Annotated in this window: 16 protein-coding genes and 1 pseudogene; 7 read left to right on the top strand and 10 right to left on the bottom strand. The window is 76.2% G+C overall.

The annotated features are described in order from the left end of the window. Positions 1 to 187 precede the first annotated feature (187 nt). Positions 188 to 622, bottom strand: coding sequence for a CBS domain-containing protein (locus ABZ497_RS33605; RefSeq protein WP_329491208.1), 435 nt, complete (start codon positions 620 to 622; stop codon positions 188 to 190). 138 nt (positions 623 to 760) lie between these two features. Between ABZ497_RS33605 and ABZ497_RS33600 the strand changes: the two genes are divergently transcribed. The 7 genes and pseudogenes from ABZ497_RS33600 (at position 761) to ABZ497_RS33570 (ending at position 6,262) form a co-directional block, all read left to right on the top strand. Next, entirely contained in the window at positions 761 to 1,645 is an 885-nt protein-coding gene (locus ABZ497_RS33600) for a helix-turn-helix domain-containing protein (RefSeq protein ID WP_359811104.1), read from the top strand. A 34-nt stretch (positions 1,646 to 1,679) separates the two neighbouring features. After that, positions 1,680 to 2,102, top strand: a complete 423-nt coding sequence (locus tag ABZ497_RS33595) for a VOC family protein (protein ID WP_359811101.1) — start codon at positions 1,680 to 1,682, stop codon at positions 2,100 to 2,102. 49 nt (positions 2,103 to 2,151) lie between these two features. Next, complete coding sequence (locus ABZ497_RS33590) at positions 2,152 to 2,499, top strand: MmcQ/YjbR family DNA-binding protein (protein WP_359811099.1); 348 nt, start codon at positions 2,152 to 2,154, stop codon at positions 2,497 to 2,499. Between the two features lie 43 nt (positions 2,500 to 2,542). Continuing rightward, positions 2,543 to 3,664, top strand: coding sequence for a saccharopine dehydrogenase (locus tag ABZ497_RS33585; protein ID WP_359811096.1), 1,122 nt, complete (start codon positions 2,543 to 2,545; stop codon positions 3,662 to 3,664). After that, positions 3,661 to 4,278: a TetR family transcriptional regulator gene (locus tag ABZ497_RS33580; RefSeq protein ID WP_359811093.1), complete on the top strand. Its 618-nt coding sequence runs from the start codon at positions 3,661 to 3,663 to the stop codon at positions 4,276 to 4,278. The genes ABZ497_RS33585 and ABZ497_RS33580 overlap by 4 nt, the downstream gene beginning before the upstream one ends. A gap of 73 nt (positions 4,279 to 4,351) precedes the next feature. Then, positions 4,352 to 5,230, top strand: a pseudogene (gene ligD, locus ABZ497_RS33575) (non-homologous end-joining DNA ligase); the annotation flags it as partial. Positions 5,231 to 5,410: 180 nt separating this feature from the next. Further along, positions 5,411 to 6,262: a DNA ligase gene (locus tag ABZ497_RS33570; protein ID WP_359811113.1), complete on the top strand. Its 852-nt coding sequence runs from the start codon at positions 5,411 to 5,413 to the stop codon at positions 6,260 to 6,262. Between the two features lie 21 nt (positions 6,263 to 6,283). Here the strand turns inward: ABZ497_RS33570 and ABZ497_RS33565 are convergent, their stop codons facing one another. From ABZ497_RS33565 to ABZ497_RS33525, 9 genes are all read right to left on the bottom strand, one after another. Then, entirely contained in the window at positions 6,284 to 6,592 is a 309-nt protein-coding gene (locus ABZ497_RS33565) for a hypothetical protein (protein ID WP_329491201.1), read from the bottom strand. 5 nt (positions 6,593 to 6,597) lie between these two features. Beyond that, positions 6,598 to 7,041 (bottom strand): hypothetical protein, encoded by a 444-nt coding sequence (locus tag ABZ497_RS33560; RefSeq protein WP_359811090.1) that lies wholly within the window; start codon positions 7,039 to 7,041, stop codon positions 6,598 to 6,600. Positions 7,042 to 7,110: 69 nt separating this feature from the next. Beyond that, positions 7,111 to 7,563: a hypothetical protein gene (locus ABZ497_RS33555; RefSeq protein ID WP_359811087.1), complete on the bottom strand. Its 453-nt coding sequence runs from the start codon at positions 7,561 to 7,563 to the stop codon at positions 7,111 to 7,113. A 111-nt stretch (positions 7,564 to 7,674) separates the two neighbouring features. Then, entirely contained in the window at positions 7,675 to 8,280 is a 606-nt protein-coding gene (locus tag ABZ497_RS33550) for a GNAT family N-acetyltransferase (RefSeq protein WP_359811085.1), read from the bottom strand. 71 nt (positions 8,281 to 8,351) lie between these two features. Beyond that, positions 8,352 to 9,011 (bottom strand): TNT domain-containing protein, encoded by a 660-nt coding sequence (locus ABZ497_RS33545; RefSeq protein WP_352290879.1) that lies wholly within the window; start codon positions 9,009 to 9,011, stop codon positions 8,352 to 8,354. Positions 9,012 to 9,226: 215 nt separating this feature from the next. Then, positions 9,227 to 10,546 (bottom strand): geranylgeranyl reductase family protein, encoded by a 1,320-nt coding sequence (locus tag ABZ497_RS33540; RefSeq protein WP_329491196.1) that lies wholly within the window; start codon positions 10,544 to 10,546, stop codon positions 9,227 to 9,229. Between the two features lie 158 nt (positions 10,547 to 10,704). Next, a complete protein-coding gene (locus ABZ497_RS33535) occupies positions 10,705 to 11,682 on the bottom strand; it encodes an ABC transporter substrate-binding protein (protein ID WP_359811082.1) in 978 nt (325 codons plus the stop codon). Positions 11,683 to 11,997: 315 nt separating this feature from the next. Continuing rightward, positions 11,998 to 13,098 (bottom strand): ionic transporter y4hA, encoded by a 1,101-nt coding sequence (locus ABZ497_RS33530; protein WP_359811079.1) that lies wholly within the window; start codon positions 13,096 to 13,098, stop codon positions 11,998 to 12,000. A 105-nt stretch (positions 13,099 to 13,203) separates the two neighbouring features. Then, a complete protein-coding gene (locus tag ABZ497_RS33525) occupies positions 13,204 to 14,844 on the bottom strand; it encodes a protein kinase (protein WP_359811076.1) in 1,641 nt (546 codons plus the stop codon).

Here is a 14,844-nt window from a genome sequence, read left to right as displayed (position 1 = left end):
ACCAAGTAACACCCCCAGCACCACCCGCCACACCCGCCCACCCGGGCACGACAACGCCGCTGCACCCGACCACCCGGTCCGGTCCAGCGGCGTCGTGGCACACCCGGACGGCGCCGAACCGCTCACGCGGAGGGGCACCGGCCGACTCGACCCGGGGCGCTCCCGCACCGGGCCCGGCGCCGCGCGATCACCGCATCATGTAGACGCTGTCCATGAATTCGATGATCTGCTGGTCCGTCAGCCGGTGGCCGTCGCGGTGGCCCATGGCCAGGTCGGCCTCGCTGATCATGCCCACCAGCCGGTCGCCGTCGATCACCGGGATGCGCCGGATCTGGTGCTGCTCCATCTTCTTCAGCACCGCCTCCATCGAGTCGTCGGCGCGGACGCAGTGCAGGTGCCCGGCCAGCTCCATGGCGGTCATGTCCGCCGGCTCCTTGCCCTCGGCGATACATCGGACCACGATGTCGCGGTCGGTGATGATGCCCTTCAGCTTCTGGTCGTCGCCGCAGATCGGGAGAGCGCCGACGTTCATGTCCCGCATCATCATGGCGGCTTCGGCGAGCGTCTGGTCGGCGCGGATGCACTGGGCACCGGTGTGCATGATCTCTCGGGCAGTGGTCACTGGGACTCCTTCGCAGGTCTTCCCCCCGAGCACCGGGTGTTCCGGTGCGCTCACCATAAGCAACACCCCGGGCGCCCGCGAGCCAGCACGGCGGCGCCCCCGGCCCGCCGGGACCGGCACCGGGACCGATACTGGGGCGTGACGCAGGACCTCCCCGACCCGGTCGACGAGTCCGTACGGGCCCGGCCCGCCGGCGCGCTGCGGCCGTACGTGGCCTGGTACTCCGGCTACCGCCAGCGCGGCCTGGAACCCGCCGTGCACCGGGGCCTGCCGTCCCCGTACCTGACCTTCATCCTCACCCTGGACGAGCCGCTGACCGTCGCCGGGCACCCGGATCCGGCCCAGCCCGGCGGCGACTACGCCACCCTGCTCGGCGGGCTGCACACCTCGCCCGCCCTGATCACCCACGACGGGCGGCAGTCCGGCGTCCAGATCGCCGTCCACCCGCTGGCCGCCCGGGCCCTGCTCGGCCTGCCGGCCGGGGAGCTGGCGGGCGTGGACGTGCCGGCGGACGCCGTGCTGGGGCGGGCGAGCGGGCGGCTCCAGGAGGAGCTCCAACTGGCCGCCGGCTGGCCGGAGCGGTTCGCCGTCCTGGACGGCGCGTTGCTGCGGGCCGCCCGTCCCTCCGGGCGGGTGCCGCCCGAGGTCGTCCGCGCCTGGTCCGAGCTGCGGCGCAGCGGCGGGTCGCTCCCGGTGTCGGCGCTGGCACGGGAGACCGGATGGAGCAGCCGGCACCTGCGGAGCCGGTTCCGCCACGAGACCGGGCTGTCCCCGAAGGCCGCCGCCCGGGTGATCCGGTTCGACCGCGCCCGGCACCTGCTGGCCGCTCCGGGCCCGGCGCCCCGGCTGGCGGAGCTGGCGGCCCGCTGCGGCTACTTCGACCAGGCCCACCTGGCCCGCGAGTTCCGCGCGCTGGCCGGGTGCGCGCCCAGCCTCTGGCTGGCCGAGGAGGGCCCGGACGCGGCGAAGTTCCGAAACGTCCAAGGCGGCCCGGGGGCGGCGGCGCCAGAGTGGGGGTCGTGAGAGGGACCCGAACCGCCCGAGGAGGCAGATCCCCATGAACGACAAGACTCCCGCCCCGCAGGTGTGGCCCAGCCTGCGCGCCCGCGACGCCCGCGCCCTGATCCGCTTCCTGGTGGAGGCCTTCGGCTTCGAGGAGGTCGTCGCGTACGGCGAGGGCGAGTTCGTCGCGCACGCCGAGCTGGCCTGGCCGGAGGGCGGTGGCGTGATGCTGGGCTCCGACCGGCCCGAGGCCGGGGGCGGCGAGCCCTGCCCCGGGCAGCCGGGCGCCTTCAGCGCGTACGTGGTCACCGCGGAGCCGGACGCCCTGCACGCGCGGGCCGTGGCCGCCGGGGCCCGGATCACCAAGGAGCTGCACCAGACCGAGTACGGCTCGCGGGACTTCGCGGCCGCCGACCCGGAGGGCAACCAGTGGTACTTCGGCACCTACCCGGGCTCGCCCCGCCCGTCGGCCGGCTGAGGCGGTGGCCGCGGTGACGGCCGCGGGGCCGGCGGGGCCCCCTACGGGGGTGGCGGGCCCCGTCGACCGGCTGCGGGCGCTCTGCCTGGCGCTGCCGGAGGTGTCCGAGCGGGTCAGCCACGGGGAGCCGACCTGGTTCGCCGGGGCCGGGCGGCGGGCCCGGGTGTTCGTGATGCTCGCCGACCACCACCACGACGACCGCCTCGCCTTCTGGTGCCCGGCTCCGGCGGGCGCCCAGGAGTGCTTGGTCGCCGAGGCGCCGGAGCGGTACTTCCGGCCTCCGTACGTGGGCCACCGCGGCTGGGTCGGGGTGCGTCTCGACGGGCCGCCGGTCGACTGGACCCGGATCGAGGACCACGTCGGGGACGCGTACGCGCTGGTGACGGGGCTCCGTTGACGGGCTCACAGAACTTTTAGGTCGACTGACCTATTCTTTCCCCATGAACCTCTCCCCGGACGTCCACGACCACCTGACCCACGATCCCGAGGGTCCCGTCCTGCTGGTCGGCGGCTACGGCACCGTCGGCGCCGAGCTGGCCCGGCTGGCGGCGCCCGACTGGCCCCTGCTGCTCACCGGCCGCTCCGAGCAGCGCGGGGCCGCGCTCGCCCAGGAGCTCGGGCAACCGGACGGCGCCCCCGCCGTCACCGTCCGCCGCTGGGACCTCGCCGACCCGGCGCCCTTCGACGCCGCCGTCCGCGCCGTGGTGGGGGTGGTCAACGACCCGGACGACCGCGTGCTGCGGGCCGCCGTCCGGGCCGGTGTGCCGTTCGTGGACGTGACCCGCTGGACGGCCCGGCTGCAGCGGGCCGCCACGGTGGCGGCGCTGCTGCGCCCGAGCAGCCCCGTGCTGCTCTCCTCCGCATGGATGGGCGGGGTCACCAGCCTGGTCGCGGCCGCCCTGGCGGAGCGGCTCGGCGGCGCCGAGCGGGTCGAGACCGCGATCCGCTGGGACCTCGCGGACCGGGCCGGCGCCGACTCGGTGGAGTTCATGGACCGGCTCGGCCTGGACTACGAGGTGGTCCGGGACGGCCGCCGCCGGTCGGTGGCCCCGCTCAGCGGGCCGCGCACCGTACGGATCGGTGACGACGCCACCAAGGTCGCCGGGATCGACACACCGGAGCAGTTCACCCTCCCGCTCACGCTCGGTACGACCACCGCCACCACCCGGATCGGCTTCAGCTCCCCGCTCAGCACCGCGGCGCTGCTGGCCGCCAAGCACACCGGACTCTTCCGCTGGGGCCGGGGCGACCGCTGGGAGCCGGCCCGGCGGGCCCTGCTGTACTCGCCCGGCGAGGGCGGCGTGGCCCGGTTGCGGATCGACGTCGGGCACGGCGGGGCCGGGCTGGGCGCGGTGGTCGAGGACCGCTCCGGGCAGGCGCACCTGACGGCGGTCGGCGCCCTGCTGGGCCTGCGACGGGTGCTCGGGACGGACGGCGCGCCGGCTCCGGCCGGGGTGGCGTTCCCGGAGCAGACGCCCCGCCCGGGGCGGGTCCTGGCCGACCTCGCGGCCCTGGGCGTCACGGTCGACGTCCGGAGCGAGCGGGCGGCGGTGGCGGCGTGAGCGGCAAGGGCGAGCAGCGGCGCGCGGAACTCCTGGACGCGGCCGAGGACCTGCTGGTGACCGCGGGCGGCACCGAGCTGTCGATGCGGGCGGTCGCGGCGGCGGCCGGGGTCCGGCTGGGGCATCTTCAGTACTACTTCCCGACGCATGCCGCGCTGATGGCGGCCGTCCTGGGGCGGGTGCTCACCCGGTCCGCCGAGCGGCTGGCGCCCCTGCTCGCCCCGGCGGCGACGGCGGCGACGGCAGATCCGGCGGGCGCCGGGGCGGCCGAGGCCGCCGACCGGACGGCACAGGCGCTGATCAGCGCCCTGCTGGCCGAGCAGGAGGACGCCCGGCTGGTGCGGCTGTTCGCCGAGGTCTGGGCCTTCGCCGCCCGGGACGAGGCGGTGGCGGACGCCGTCCGCGCCTTCTACGCGGACTACCGGGCCCGGATCGCGGCCTACCTCGCCGACCGCCGGCCCGACCTGCCGGAGACCGTCGTCCAGGGCCGCGCCCAGGTGTTCCTGATGCTGGTCGAGGGCGCCTCGCTGTTCCGCTCCGGCCTCGCCGGGGTGCGCGAGCCGGCCGCCGACGAGGAGCTGCTCCGGACGGCCCGTAGCCTGCTCGCGCCGTAGCGGGCGGGCGGGCAGACTGGCTGCGCGGGCCCGGCGAACGGGCGCGCGGTCCCGGCGCAGCTCGGAGGCGGCCATGCCGCAGATGGTGGTGGACGGGCGCACGATCGCCCTCTCGCACCTGGACAAGGTGTACTACCCGCGCACCGGCACGCTGAAGGGGGACGTGCTGCGCTACTACGCGGCCGTGCACACCGTGCTGCTGCCCCATCTGCGGGACCGTCCGGTCTCCTTCCTGCGCTGTCCGGAGGGGGTCGAGGGCGAGGCGTTCATCGCCAAGAACCCGCCCGCCGGGACACCCCGCTGGGTCCGCACCGTGGAGGTGCCGAGCAGCTCCGGGGACCTCCGGCAGGTGGTGCTGGACGACGGTGCGGCGCTGCTCTGGGCGGCCAACCTGGGCTGTCTGGAGCTGCACGTGCCGCAGTGGCACGCCGCCGCGCCCGGACTGGCGGACCGGCTGGTGCTGGACCTCGACCCGGGCGAGGGCGCGTCGGTGCTGACCTGCCGGACGGTGGCCGGGCTGCTGCGCGAGCGGCTGGCGGCGGACGGCCTCGACTGCTGGGTGAAGACGTCCGGTTCCAAGGGGCTGCACCTGCTGGTGCCGCTGGAGCCGACGCCCAGCAGCAAGGTCTCCGCCTACGCCAAGGCCCTCGCGGCAGCGCTGGAGGCGGCCCATCCGGACCTGGTGGTGCACACCATGGCCAAGGCGCGCCGGGCCGGGCGGGTCCTGGTGGACTGGTCGCAGAACAACGGCAAGAAGACCACCGCCGCGCCCTACACCCTGCGGGCCCGGCCCCGGCCCACGGTGTCCACGCCGGTCTCCTGGGCGGAGCTGGAGGCGGCCGGTTCGACGGCGGACCTGACCTTCGACCTCGCCGAACTCCCGGACCGGCTGGCGGAGTTCGGGGACCTGCTCGCGCCGCTCCTGGACGGCGGACGGGCCCGCCCGCTCCCCCCGCCGGCATCGGCGTCGGCGTCGGCGGACGAGCCACCGGCCGGCCGCAGCGACCCGCCGCGCAGCAGCACCCGCACGCGCACCCGCACCGCCACCGGTAGCGGCACCGCCACCGGTAGCGGCACCGACACCGGTGGTGGCACCGGCTCCCCGGTGGTGCTGGAGCCGCCTGTCGAGGTGATGCGCCCGGCCGCCGTGACCGCCGTCCCGCCGTCCGACGGTCTCGGCGGCTCCGGCGTGCAGTACGAACTGAAACTGGACGGCTTCCGCTGTGTGGCCTTCGCCCGCGGGGAGCGCCCGGCGTTCCTGCAGTCCCGGTCCGGGCGGGACCTCGGCGCGGAGTTCCCCCCGATCGCCGCCGCCGTGGCCCGGCTGCCCGCCGGGCTGGTGCTGGACGCGGAGCTGGTCGCCTGGCGGGACGGCCGGTTCGCCTTCGAGGAACTGCTGCGCACCCGGGAGGGCCGGGCGTCGGACGGGGTGGCGCTCGGGCTGGTCGCCTTCGACCTGCTCGCACTGCCCGGGCGCGACGTCCGCCGGCTGCCGCTCACCGACCGGCGCCGGCTGCTGCTGGCCGCGCTCGACGGCGTCCCGCCGCCGGTCCAGCCGGTGCTGGCCACCACCGACCGGACGGAGGCGCTGAGCTGGATGGAGCAGCTGGCCGGCACCGGCGTCGAAGGGCTGGTCTGCAAGGCCGCCGGCTCGGCCTACCGGGCGCGCGGCGCCGGCCGGCTCTGGGTCAAGTACCGGCGCAGCGACACCGTCGACGCGACCGTCCGCGCGGTCGTCGGAACGGCCGCCCGGCCGCAGGCGCTGGTCCTGGAGCTGGACGACGGCCCGGTGCTGCTCTCCACGCCCCGGCTCACCGCGGTGCAGGCGCGGCAGGTGGCGGAGGCGGTGGACGGACTGCTGGGCGCACCGGTGCGCGACCCGGACCACGGCAGCCTGCGGCCGCTGACCGGCCCGCTGCGGGCGGAGGTGACCGTCACCGGCCGGCCGCCGGCGGCCACCTTCGTCCGGCTGCGGGGCGACTGATCCGCGCGCCCGGGGCCGGGATCACCCCCGGGGCGGCCGGCCGCCCCCGCGCGCCTCGACGACGGCGGGCGGGGGGAGGGCGCGGACGTGCGCCCGGGGGCAGTCCAGGTGGACCACCAGCTCCAGATGGTCGATCCGGGCCACCAGGGCGACCGGCACCGGGACCCGGAAGCCCGGTACCCACGCCCCGGCATCGACCAGCAGCCGGTCGCCGGTGTCCCGCTCGACGCGCCCGAGCGGACCGTCGGTGCCCTCGACCTCGTAGCCGACCAGGGTCTGGTCGGCGGCATGATGGGAGCCCGGGCGGTACTCCCGCAGTTCGGTGGTCATGGTGCTCACGCCTCCGGCCGGTCCCACGGCCGGCGCTCGCGGCCCTCGGGCCGGTCCCGGCCGTCCGGGCGTTCCCGCCCCTCGGGGCGGTCGCCGCCCAGCGGGCCCTCCGGGGGGATCCCGGCCGCCCGGCGGCGGCGCCGCAGCAGCAGCGCCACCACGGCCGCGACGGCCACGCTGACCGTCCAGACCAGTACCACGGCGGTCAGTACGGGCACGGTCGGGGTGCGCACGCCGATGCTCAGGCAGATCGCGGACATCACCAGCGCCGTCATCACCACGCCGGCGGGCAGCCGGTGCCACAGGCGACTCAGCCCGCCCCGGACCCGCCCCGGCTGTTTGACCCCCATCGTGCTCAACCGCCGGTTCAGGCGGGCGTCCTGGCGCAGATCGCTCTCGATCTCCTCCAGGAGACGCCGCTCCCGTCCGCTCAACGCGGGTCCGTCCATCTCGGTCACCTCCGACGCTTCCGGTGACGCCGTCCTCGTCTCCGGGCGGATGCCCGGTCGGGGTGTACGTCAACCGCTCCGGCCGGCCGGTGCGGCCGGAGCCGTCGGGCGGCAGTCGCCGAAGGCCCGGGGCCGGGCCAACAGGCTGTCGTCCAACACGCGCAACAGGGCGGCGGCGTCGCGGTGCACCTCGACCGCGCCGGCCGCCCGCAACTCGGACCGCGGTCCGGCGTCGCCCGCCACGGCGACGCACGGGACCCGCGCGCGACGCGCCATCAGCACCTCGCGCAGGCTCGCGGCGACCACCACCGCGTGCTCGGGCCTGCCGTCGACCAGGCCGAGGGCCGCCCGGACGGGCTCGTCACCCGGGGCCGCCAGGGCCAGGACCGGTACCTCGGCCGGCCCGGGCCCCATCACCAGGACCGTCCAGCCTCGCGCCGCGCACTCGTGCAGCAACGCTTCGGAGCCGGGTGACGCGGTGCGCCAGTCGGTACCGAAGAGTGCCGCCGAGATGACCGTCATGGCCCACCGTCCCCGTTCCGCACCGCGCACGGACGCGCCCTTCCAGACTAGGCCCGTACCCCCGCCGCGCGCCCGGGCACGGCTGCGCCGGGGCCGGACCGGGAGGACCGGTCAGCGCAGCGGCGGCTCGGGATCGGTGGCGAGGCGGGCGTGCAGGTGCTCGTCCTGGTAGCCGCCGTCGCCGTAGTGGTGGGAGGCACGCAGGGTGCCCTCGGCGGGGTAGCCGCAGCGCTCGGCCACCCGGCAGGAGGTGTCGTTGCCGACCGCGTGGGCGATCTCGATCCGGCGGGTGCCGGCCGTGGCGATGCCCCAGCCGGTGACGGCCCGGACGGCCCGGGTCGCGACGCCGCGCCCGCGGGCGGCCGGGAGGAGCCAGTAGCCGATCATCGCGAGCCCGTCGGCGCGGTCGACCCAGCGGAGCGCGCAGTTGCCGAGCAGCGTGCCGCCGGCGGCGCCGACCACCGCGAAGGCGGCCGTGGCGCCGTCGGCCCAGCCCGCGTCGCAGCGGTCCAGGTAGGCCTCGGCCCCGGCCCGGTCGGTGGCGCGGAGCGGGTTCCACCGGGCGATCTCCGGATCGGCGGCGGCGGCCAGCAGCCCGGGCACCACCCCGCCCCGGACGTCGGTCAGCCGGCCCCAGGGATGGAGCTGGATGTCGCCCAGGTCGAGGATCACGGCGGTGAAGCCGCGCCGGTCGGGGGTGGTCTCAGTGGTACTCATCGGGCCTTCCTATCCCGGACCGGGTGGGCGCGCCAACGAATTTCGCGCCCGGCCGGGCGGGTCCGGCGGCGTCAGATCCGGGCGAGGTACCCGTGGTCGACGAGCCAGAGCACGTTCAGCCGGGCCGGCCCGTCCGGCACGAGCCCGGCGTCGAGCTGGTACTGGAGGCCGAGACCGGGCTGGCCGAACCACGGCGCGATCGGGCCGGCGTGCACCTTGAACGGCTTGAGCACCTTGTAGTCGTGGTAGTTGCAGCTCGGCGCCGGGGTGCTGTCGAGGCTCTGCGGGGGGATCGAGCGGCTGGCGTAGGGCAGGCCCTCGGGGGCGAGGAAGGCGCCGTACTCGCTGCCGTAGCGGTCGATGTTCTGGTTCGGGTACAGGGTGACCTCGACCTCGACCGGGGTGCCGTCCGGGAGGGTGAGGTAGCCGTCGGCCGGCGGGTAGATCCAGCCCGGGCCGCCGTTGTTCGCGGTGGCGCCGTAGTAGGTGGCGAGGAACGTGTCCTCGGGGAGGCCGCCGGTGCGCCGGTAGCCGATCAGCTCGCGGCCGACCGGGCCGGTGCGCGGCAGGTCCTCGGGGCCGAGGCGGGGGTCGCCGTGGTGGTCGGCTGCCGAGCACGCGTCGGAGGGGGTGGCTTCGGCCGGGTCGGCGGCGGACGCCGGAACGGCGGGGGCGAGCAGGGCCACTACCGCGGTGAGCGGCGCGAGGAGCAGGCGAAGGCGAAGGTGCACGGTGTCTCCGTCGGATCGGCGTCGGTGCGGACCGGAGCATGGTCGGTCACCCTCCGTGCCCGTGTCGCCACCCAGACAAACGGATCACCTGACCCCCCGTCAACCGGAACGGCCCACGACACCACCCGTCCCACCGGATCCGGCCAACCGGCGCCCGCCCGGCCCTGGGGGCGCGCAGACTGGAGGATCACGCCCCCGGGGCGACCGGCCGTCGGTCAGCGGCTGCTGGGTGCCAGCTTGCCGAGGGCGTGCACCACCCGGTCGAGGGCGTCGCGGGAGTTCGGCTCGGTGAGGTTGACCATCAGCCGGAAGGCCACCTTCAGCAGGGCCGGGTGGCCGAGGCCGAGCGCACCGGCGGCGCCGAGCAGCCGGGGGCGGCCGAGCACGTCGGCGACGAGCCGGCCGAGTGCGAAGTAGCCGTCGTAGGCGGAGCGCAAGGCCTGCGGGTAGCCGCGCAGGGCGAGTTCGCGGCCGCGGTCGGTGCGCCGGGCCAGCGCCTGGACGACCGTCTCGGCGGCGTACCGGCCGGACTCCATCGCGTAGGCGATGCCCTCGCCGGTCGCCGGGCTGACCGTCCCACCCGCGTCACCGACCAGCAACAGGCCGTCGGCGTAGTGGGGTTGGCGGTTGAGGCCCATCGGGAGGGCGGAGCCCCGGACGGGCTCGGTGACGCCCTCGGGGGTGTAGCCGTACTCGGGCGGCAGCGCGGCGCACCAGCGCCGCAGCAGGTCGCGCCAGTCGAGTTCGCCGGCCACCGCGGCGGTGTCCAGCACGCCGAGGCCGACGTTGGCGGTGCCGTCGCCCATCCCGAACACCCAGGCGTAGCCCGGCAGCAGGCGTCGCGCCGGGTCCTTCGGGTCGCGCAGGTCGAGCCACGCCTCCAGGTAGCGGTCCTGGTGCCGCGGGGTGGTGAAGTACGTCCGGTAGGCGACGCCCATCGCGCGGTCGGTGCGGCGGTAGCGCTTCATGGCGAGGGAGAGCCTGGTGGAGTTCCCGTCGGCGGCGACCACCAGCGGCGCGCGGTAGTCGACGGGCCGCCGGTCCTCCCCCAGCCGGGCCGTCACACCGGTGATCCGGCCGGTCCTCTCGTCGACCAACGGGCCCGCCACATTGGCGTGTTCGACCAGCCGGGCGCCCGCCGAGGCGGCCCGGCGGGCGAGCAGCTCGTCGAAGTCCGCCCGCCGCCGGACGAGTCCGAAGGAGGGGAAGGCCGACAGCTGCGGCCAGTCCAGCTCCAGCGTGCGCCGGCCGGAGACCAGGCGCAGCCCCCGGTTGTGCAGCCAGCCGGCCTCCTCCGAGACGTCGATGCCGAGGTCGACCAGCTGCTTGGTGGCACGGGGTGTCAGGCCGTCGCCGCAGACCTTCTCCCGGGGGAAGGAGGACTTCTCCAGCAGCAGCACGTCGAGCCCGGTCCGCGCGAGGTGGTAGGCGGCGGTGGAGCCCGCCGGGCCGGCGCCGACCACGATCACGTCGGCGCCGTCCTCCGGGCGGCCGGTGGCACCGGCGGCGGACAACTGCTGCTCTGGGCCTGGCATCTCGCACTCCCACGTGGTCATCGGATCGGCTGCGGACTCAGCGGACTCAGCGGTCTCAGACGATAGGGACAGCGGCCACCGTGCCGCGCCCCGACACGCGGGCCCCGCCCCGATCGCCGGTCGTTGCGGCCATCGGGGCGGGGTCGGGCGCCACCGCGTCAGAGGCCGCCGTTGACCACCGCGCTGGAGACCGCGCCGAAGCGGACGTTCCACTTGTCGAGGATCTTGTCGTACTCGCCGCCGCGGATCACCTGGTCCAGTGCCTTGGCGACGGCGTCCCGCAGGGCGGTGTTGTCCTTGGCGACGGTGATGCCGTAGGGGCCGGACTGCAGGAAATGCGTGTTGGCCAGCTGGAACACTCCGGCCCGGCCCGGCTGGGTGGTGTTGTACTGCGCCACCGGGTAGTCGTTCAGATCGGCGACCGCGGCGCCGGAGGCCACCTCGGCGAGCGCCTGCTCGTCGGTGTCGAAGCGGTGGATCTGCAGGGGCTTGCCGATCCGCAGGCAGGCCGCGGTCTGCCGGCCGGCCAGTTCGTCCTGGACGGTGCCGCGCTGGACGGCGACGGTCCGGCCGCAGAGGCTGTCCAGCGTGGTGAGGTTCAGCTGGTTGCCGGCCTTGACCACCATCGAGGTGCCGGTGGCGAAGTAGTCGACGAAGTCCACGCCGGGGTCGGCCTGGTGCCCGTCGTCGGCGGCGCCGAGCTGGCGCTGCTTGGTGTCGATGACGGCCGACATCGCCAGGTCGAGCTGCTTGGCCTGGACGGCCGGGATGAGCTTGTCGAACGGCATGTCGGTGAATTCGACCCGGAGGCCGAGGTGGGAGCCGATCGCCCTGGCGAGCTCCGGGTCCAGCCCGGCGGCCTCGCCGGCCGGGTCCTTGAAGTCGACCGGCGGGTAGGTCAGGTACGAGCCGATCTTGAGCACACCGGCGTCCCTGACCGCCTTGGGGAGGCGGGCGCGGAGGTCCTGCTGGCTGCCGGGCTGGGCGACGGGGGCGCTGCCGCAGCCGGAGAGCAGCAGCCCGCCCGCGCCGAGCGCGGCGGCGCGCAGCGGTACCCGGGAGCGGGTGCGGGAGCGGGTGGTCGGGGAGGTGGGGTTCGGTCCGGACGGGGGTACGGCGAAACGGGTGCGGTGCATCGCGGTGCGTCTTCTTCGCAGGTGAGGGGGAGCAGGCAGGGAGACGCCGCGCCGGAATGGCTGCCGGGGTACGGAGCGCGGACCTCGTCGCCGTGTGCCCAGTCGGGCCACCCTGGGGTGAGGGGGCGGCCGGTCGGCGGAGGTCCGCCGTCGGGGGCGGTCCGGGTCATCCTCGCACGCCGCCCCGGCGGGCCCGGGCGGCGGGTGGGCGGACGGCGGTCCGGCGGACGTGCGGACGGCGGCCCGGCGACGCCCTTCGTCGCCGGACCGCCGGTTCCGCCCGCTTCGGCCCGCTCCCGCCCGGTCCCCGCCCGCTCAGGGATTGATCGCGAGCACCACGTACGCCGCCAGCACCGAGAGGTGGACGGCACCCTGCAGCGGCGTCGCGCGGCGCGGGATGACGGTGAGCGTGCCGACCGCGATGGTCAGCACGAGCAGCACCAGGTGCGTCGGCCCGAGGCCCAGCTCCAGCGGCCCCGGGAGCCAGGCGGAGGCGATCGCGACGGCCGGGATGGTCAGGCCGATGCTCGCCAGCGCCGAGCCGAGCGCCAGGTTGAGGCTGGTCTGCACCCGGTTGCGCAGGGCCGAGCGCAGCGCCGCGATGGTCTCCGGCAGCAGCACCAGCAGGGCGATCACCACACCCACCACGGAGGACGGCAGCCCGGCCGAGTAGACGGCGGACTCGATGGTCGGCGAGACGCCCTTGGCCAGGCCCACCACGGAGATCAGCGCCACCGCCAGCAGGGCCAGGCTGACCCGGGTCGCGCGCATGGTCGGCGGATCGGCGTGGTCCTCCTCGTCGAGCACCTTCCCCTCGGGGGTGACCGGCAGGAAGTAGTCCCGGTGGCGGAAGGTCAGGGTGGCCACGAACAGCCCGTACAGCACCAGCGAGGCGGCCGCCGCGAAGGCCAGCTGGGCGGGCGCGAACTGCGGTCCCGGCGAGCTGGTGGTGAAGGTCGGCAGCACCAGGCTGAGCGTGGCGAGGGTGCCGATGGTGGCCAGCGCCGCGCCGGTGCCCTCGGCGTTGAACACCGCCACCCGGTACTTGATCGCGGCCACCAGGATGGAGAGGCCGAGGATGCCGTTGCAGGTGATCATCACGGCGGCGAACACGGTGTCCCGGGCGAGCGTCGCGGCCTTGTCCCCGCCGTCCGCCATCAGGGTCACGATCAGCGCCACCTCGATGACGGTGACCGCGACCGCCAGCACCAGCGAGCCGAACGGCTCCCCCACCCGGTGCGCCACCACCTCGGCGTGGTGCACCGCGGCGAGCACCGCGCCGGCCAGGAAGCAGGCCATCACGCCCACCACCCAGCCGGGCAGGTCGCGGTGCCAGGTGAGGACAAGGACGACGAACGACACCACCGGGACGACGACGGTCCACCGCGTGGTGGCCGCGCGGAGCTTCGTGATCATGCGGCCGAGCATCGCATTGCCGGGGCCCGGTAGCCGGGCAACCCCGCCGGTGGTGCGGCACGGATGTGGTCGGGGTCATACCGTGCCCGAACCGTTCCGGCCCGCTCAGCCCCCGTACTCCGCGAGGTAGCCCAGCACCCTCGCGACGTGCGGCTTCACCCGGTCGGGGACGCCGCCCGCGTCAGCGACGGTCTTGTCGCTGGTCCGGTAGCCGGCGGTGATCAGGGCCGGGAGGTCCCGGGTGTAGCCGCGGCGCTTGAGCTGCTGGTCGAGCCAGCAGACGTAGTTGCCCATCGAGACGATCGCGTCGGCCGGGTCCATGTAGTCCTTGGTGCCGTCGTGGTCGCCGTCCTGCGCCCAGGCGTTGAAGACGGTGGGCGTCCACATCGCGACGCCGTACTCGCCGGTCTCCGGGCGGGCGGCCTCCGGGTCGAAGCCGCTCTCGGCCTTGAGCATGGCCGCCAGCAGGGCGGGGGTGATCTCGGGCTCGGGGCAGCGCCGGGCGGCGTCCTGGATCGGGCCGCGCAGCGCCTCGGGGATGTCGGAGCCCGCCGGGATCCCCCCGGCCGGGGTCAGGGCGGCGGTCGCCGAGGGTGGCGCCTGCGGCGCTCCCCCGGAGGGCGGGCGACCGGACGCCGGCGCGGTCGGTGCACCCGGCGCCAATCCGGCCGACGCCCGGTCGGACGCCCGGTCGGACGGCTCCGGGCCGCCCGCGAGCAGCAGCACGGCGGCGACCAGCGCGGCCGGACCGGCCCCGGCGAGCAGCCGGCGAGCGCGCTCCGGGCGCGGCGCCCGCACCGGGCCGCGCGCCCCCGGCGCACCGGCGGGCCCGGCCGCCTCCGCCGCCGCGAGCAGCGCGACCCGCAGGGCAGCGAGGTCCACCCGCCCCCGCTCCGCCCGGTCCGCGGTCAGGCAGGCGGCGACGGCCGGGCGCCAGCGCGCGGGCAGCGCGTCGTCCAGCCGCAGCGGCGCCACCCCGCGCGCGTAGGCCTGCGCGGCGAGCGCGCGGGCCCGGGCGGTCGCCCCGAGGAACGGGTGCAGCCCGCCGGTGAGCAGCTGGTGGGCGAGCACGCCGAAGGCCCAGATGTCGGCGCTCGGCCGCACCGCGACACCGCGCGCACCGGTGCGCTCGGACCACCACTCGGGCGGCACGTGGTCGGGCGAGCCGAGCGGCGGGGCGTAGGCGTGGGTGCCCTCCAGTTCGGCGGTGAGGCCGAAGTCGGCGAGCCGGGCGGTGCCGTCCGGCATCAGCAGGATGTTGCCGGGCTTGAGGTCGCCGTGCACCCAGCCCGCGGCGTGCATGTGGGCGAGCCCGGCGCAGACCCCGGCCAGGATCCGCTCGGCGTCGGGGACGGGCGTGTGCGGCCGGGCGGCGGCGAGGACGTCCTGGAGGCTGCGCTCGGCACGTTCCATCACCAGCGCCAGTGCGCCGTCGAGCCCCGGGTGCGCGGGGTCGGCGACGGTGAGGACGGCGAGCGTGCGGATCAGGTTCGGGTGGTCCGCGCGTCGGCCGAACCGCATCTCGCTGCGCGCGAGCTGCGCCATGGTGCGGCGCTGGCCGGGGCTGAGCCGGGCCGGGCAGAGGAACTTGACCGCAAGGTCGGCCGGTCCGCCGCCCGGCCGATGGGCGGCGTAGACGCTGCCCCAGGCACCGGCGCCGAGCGGCTCGGCGACGCGGTACCCGGCCACCGTGTAGCCGGCCGGGACATCGAGGTGCGGCGGGCCGGGCCGGGCGGGCGCGGGCAC

This window comes from Kitasatospora sp. NPDC005751 (assembly GCF_040630835.1).
Lineage (GTDB): Bacteria > Actinomycetota > Actinomycetes > Streptomycetales > Streptomycetaceae > Kitasatospora.
Note: the sequence above shows the minus strand (reverse complement) of the source record. Positions and strands in the feature narration are given on the sequence as shown.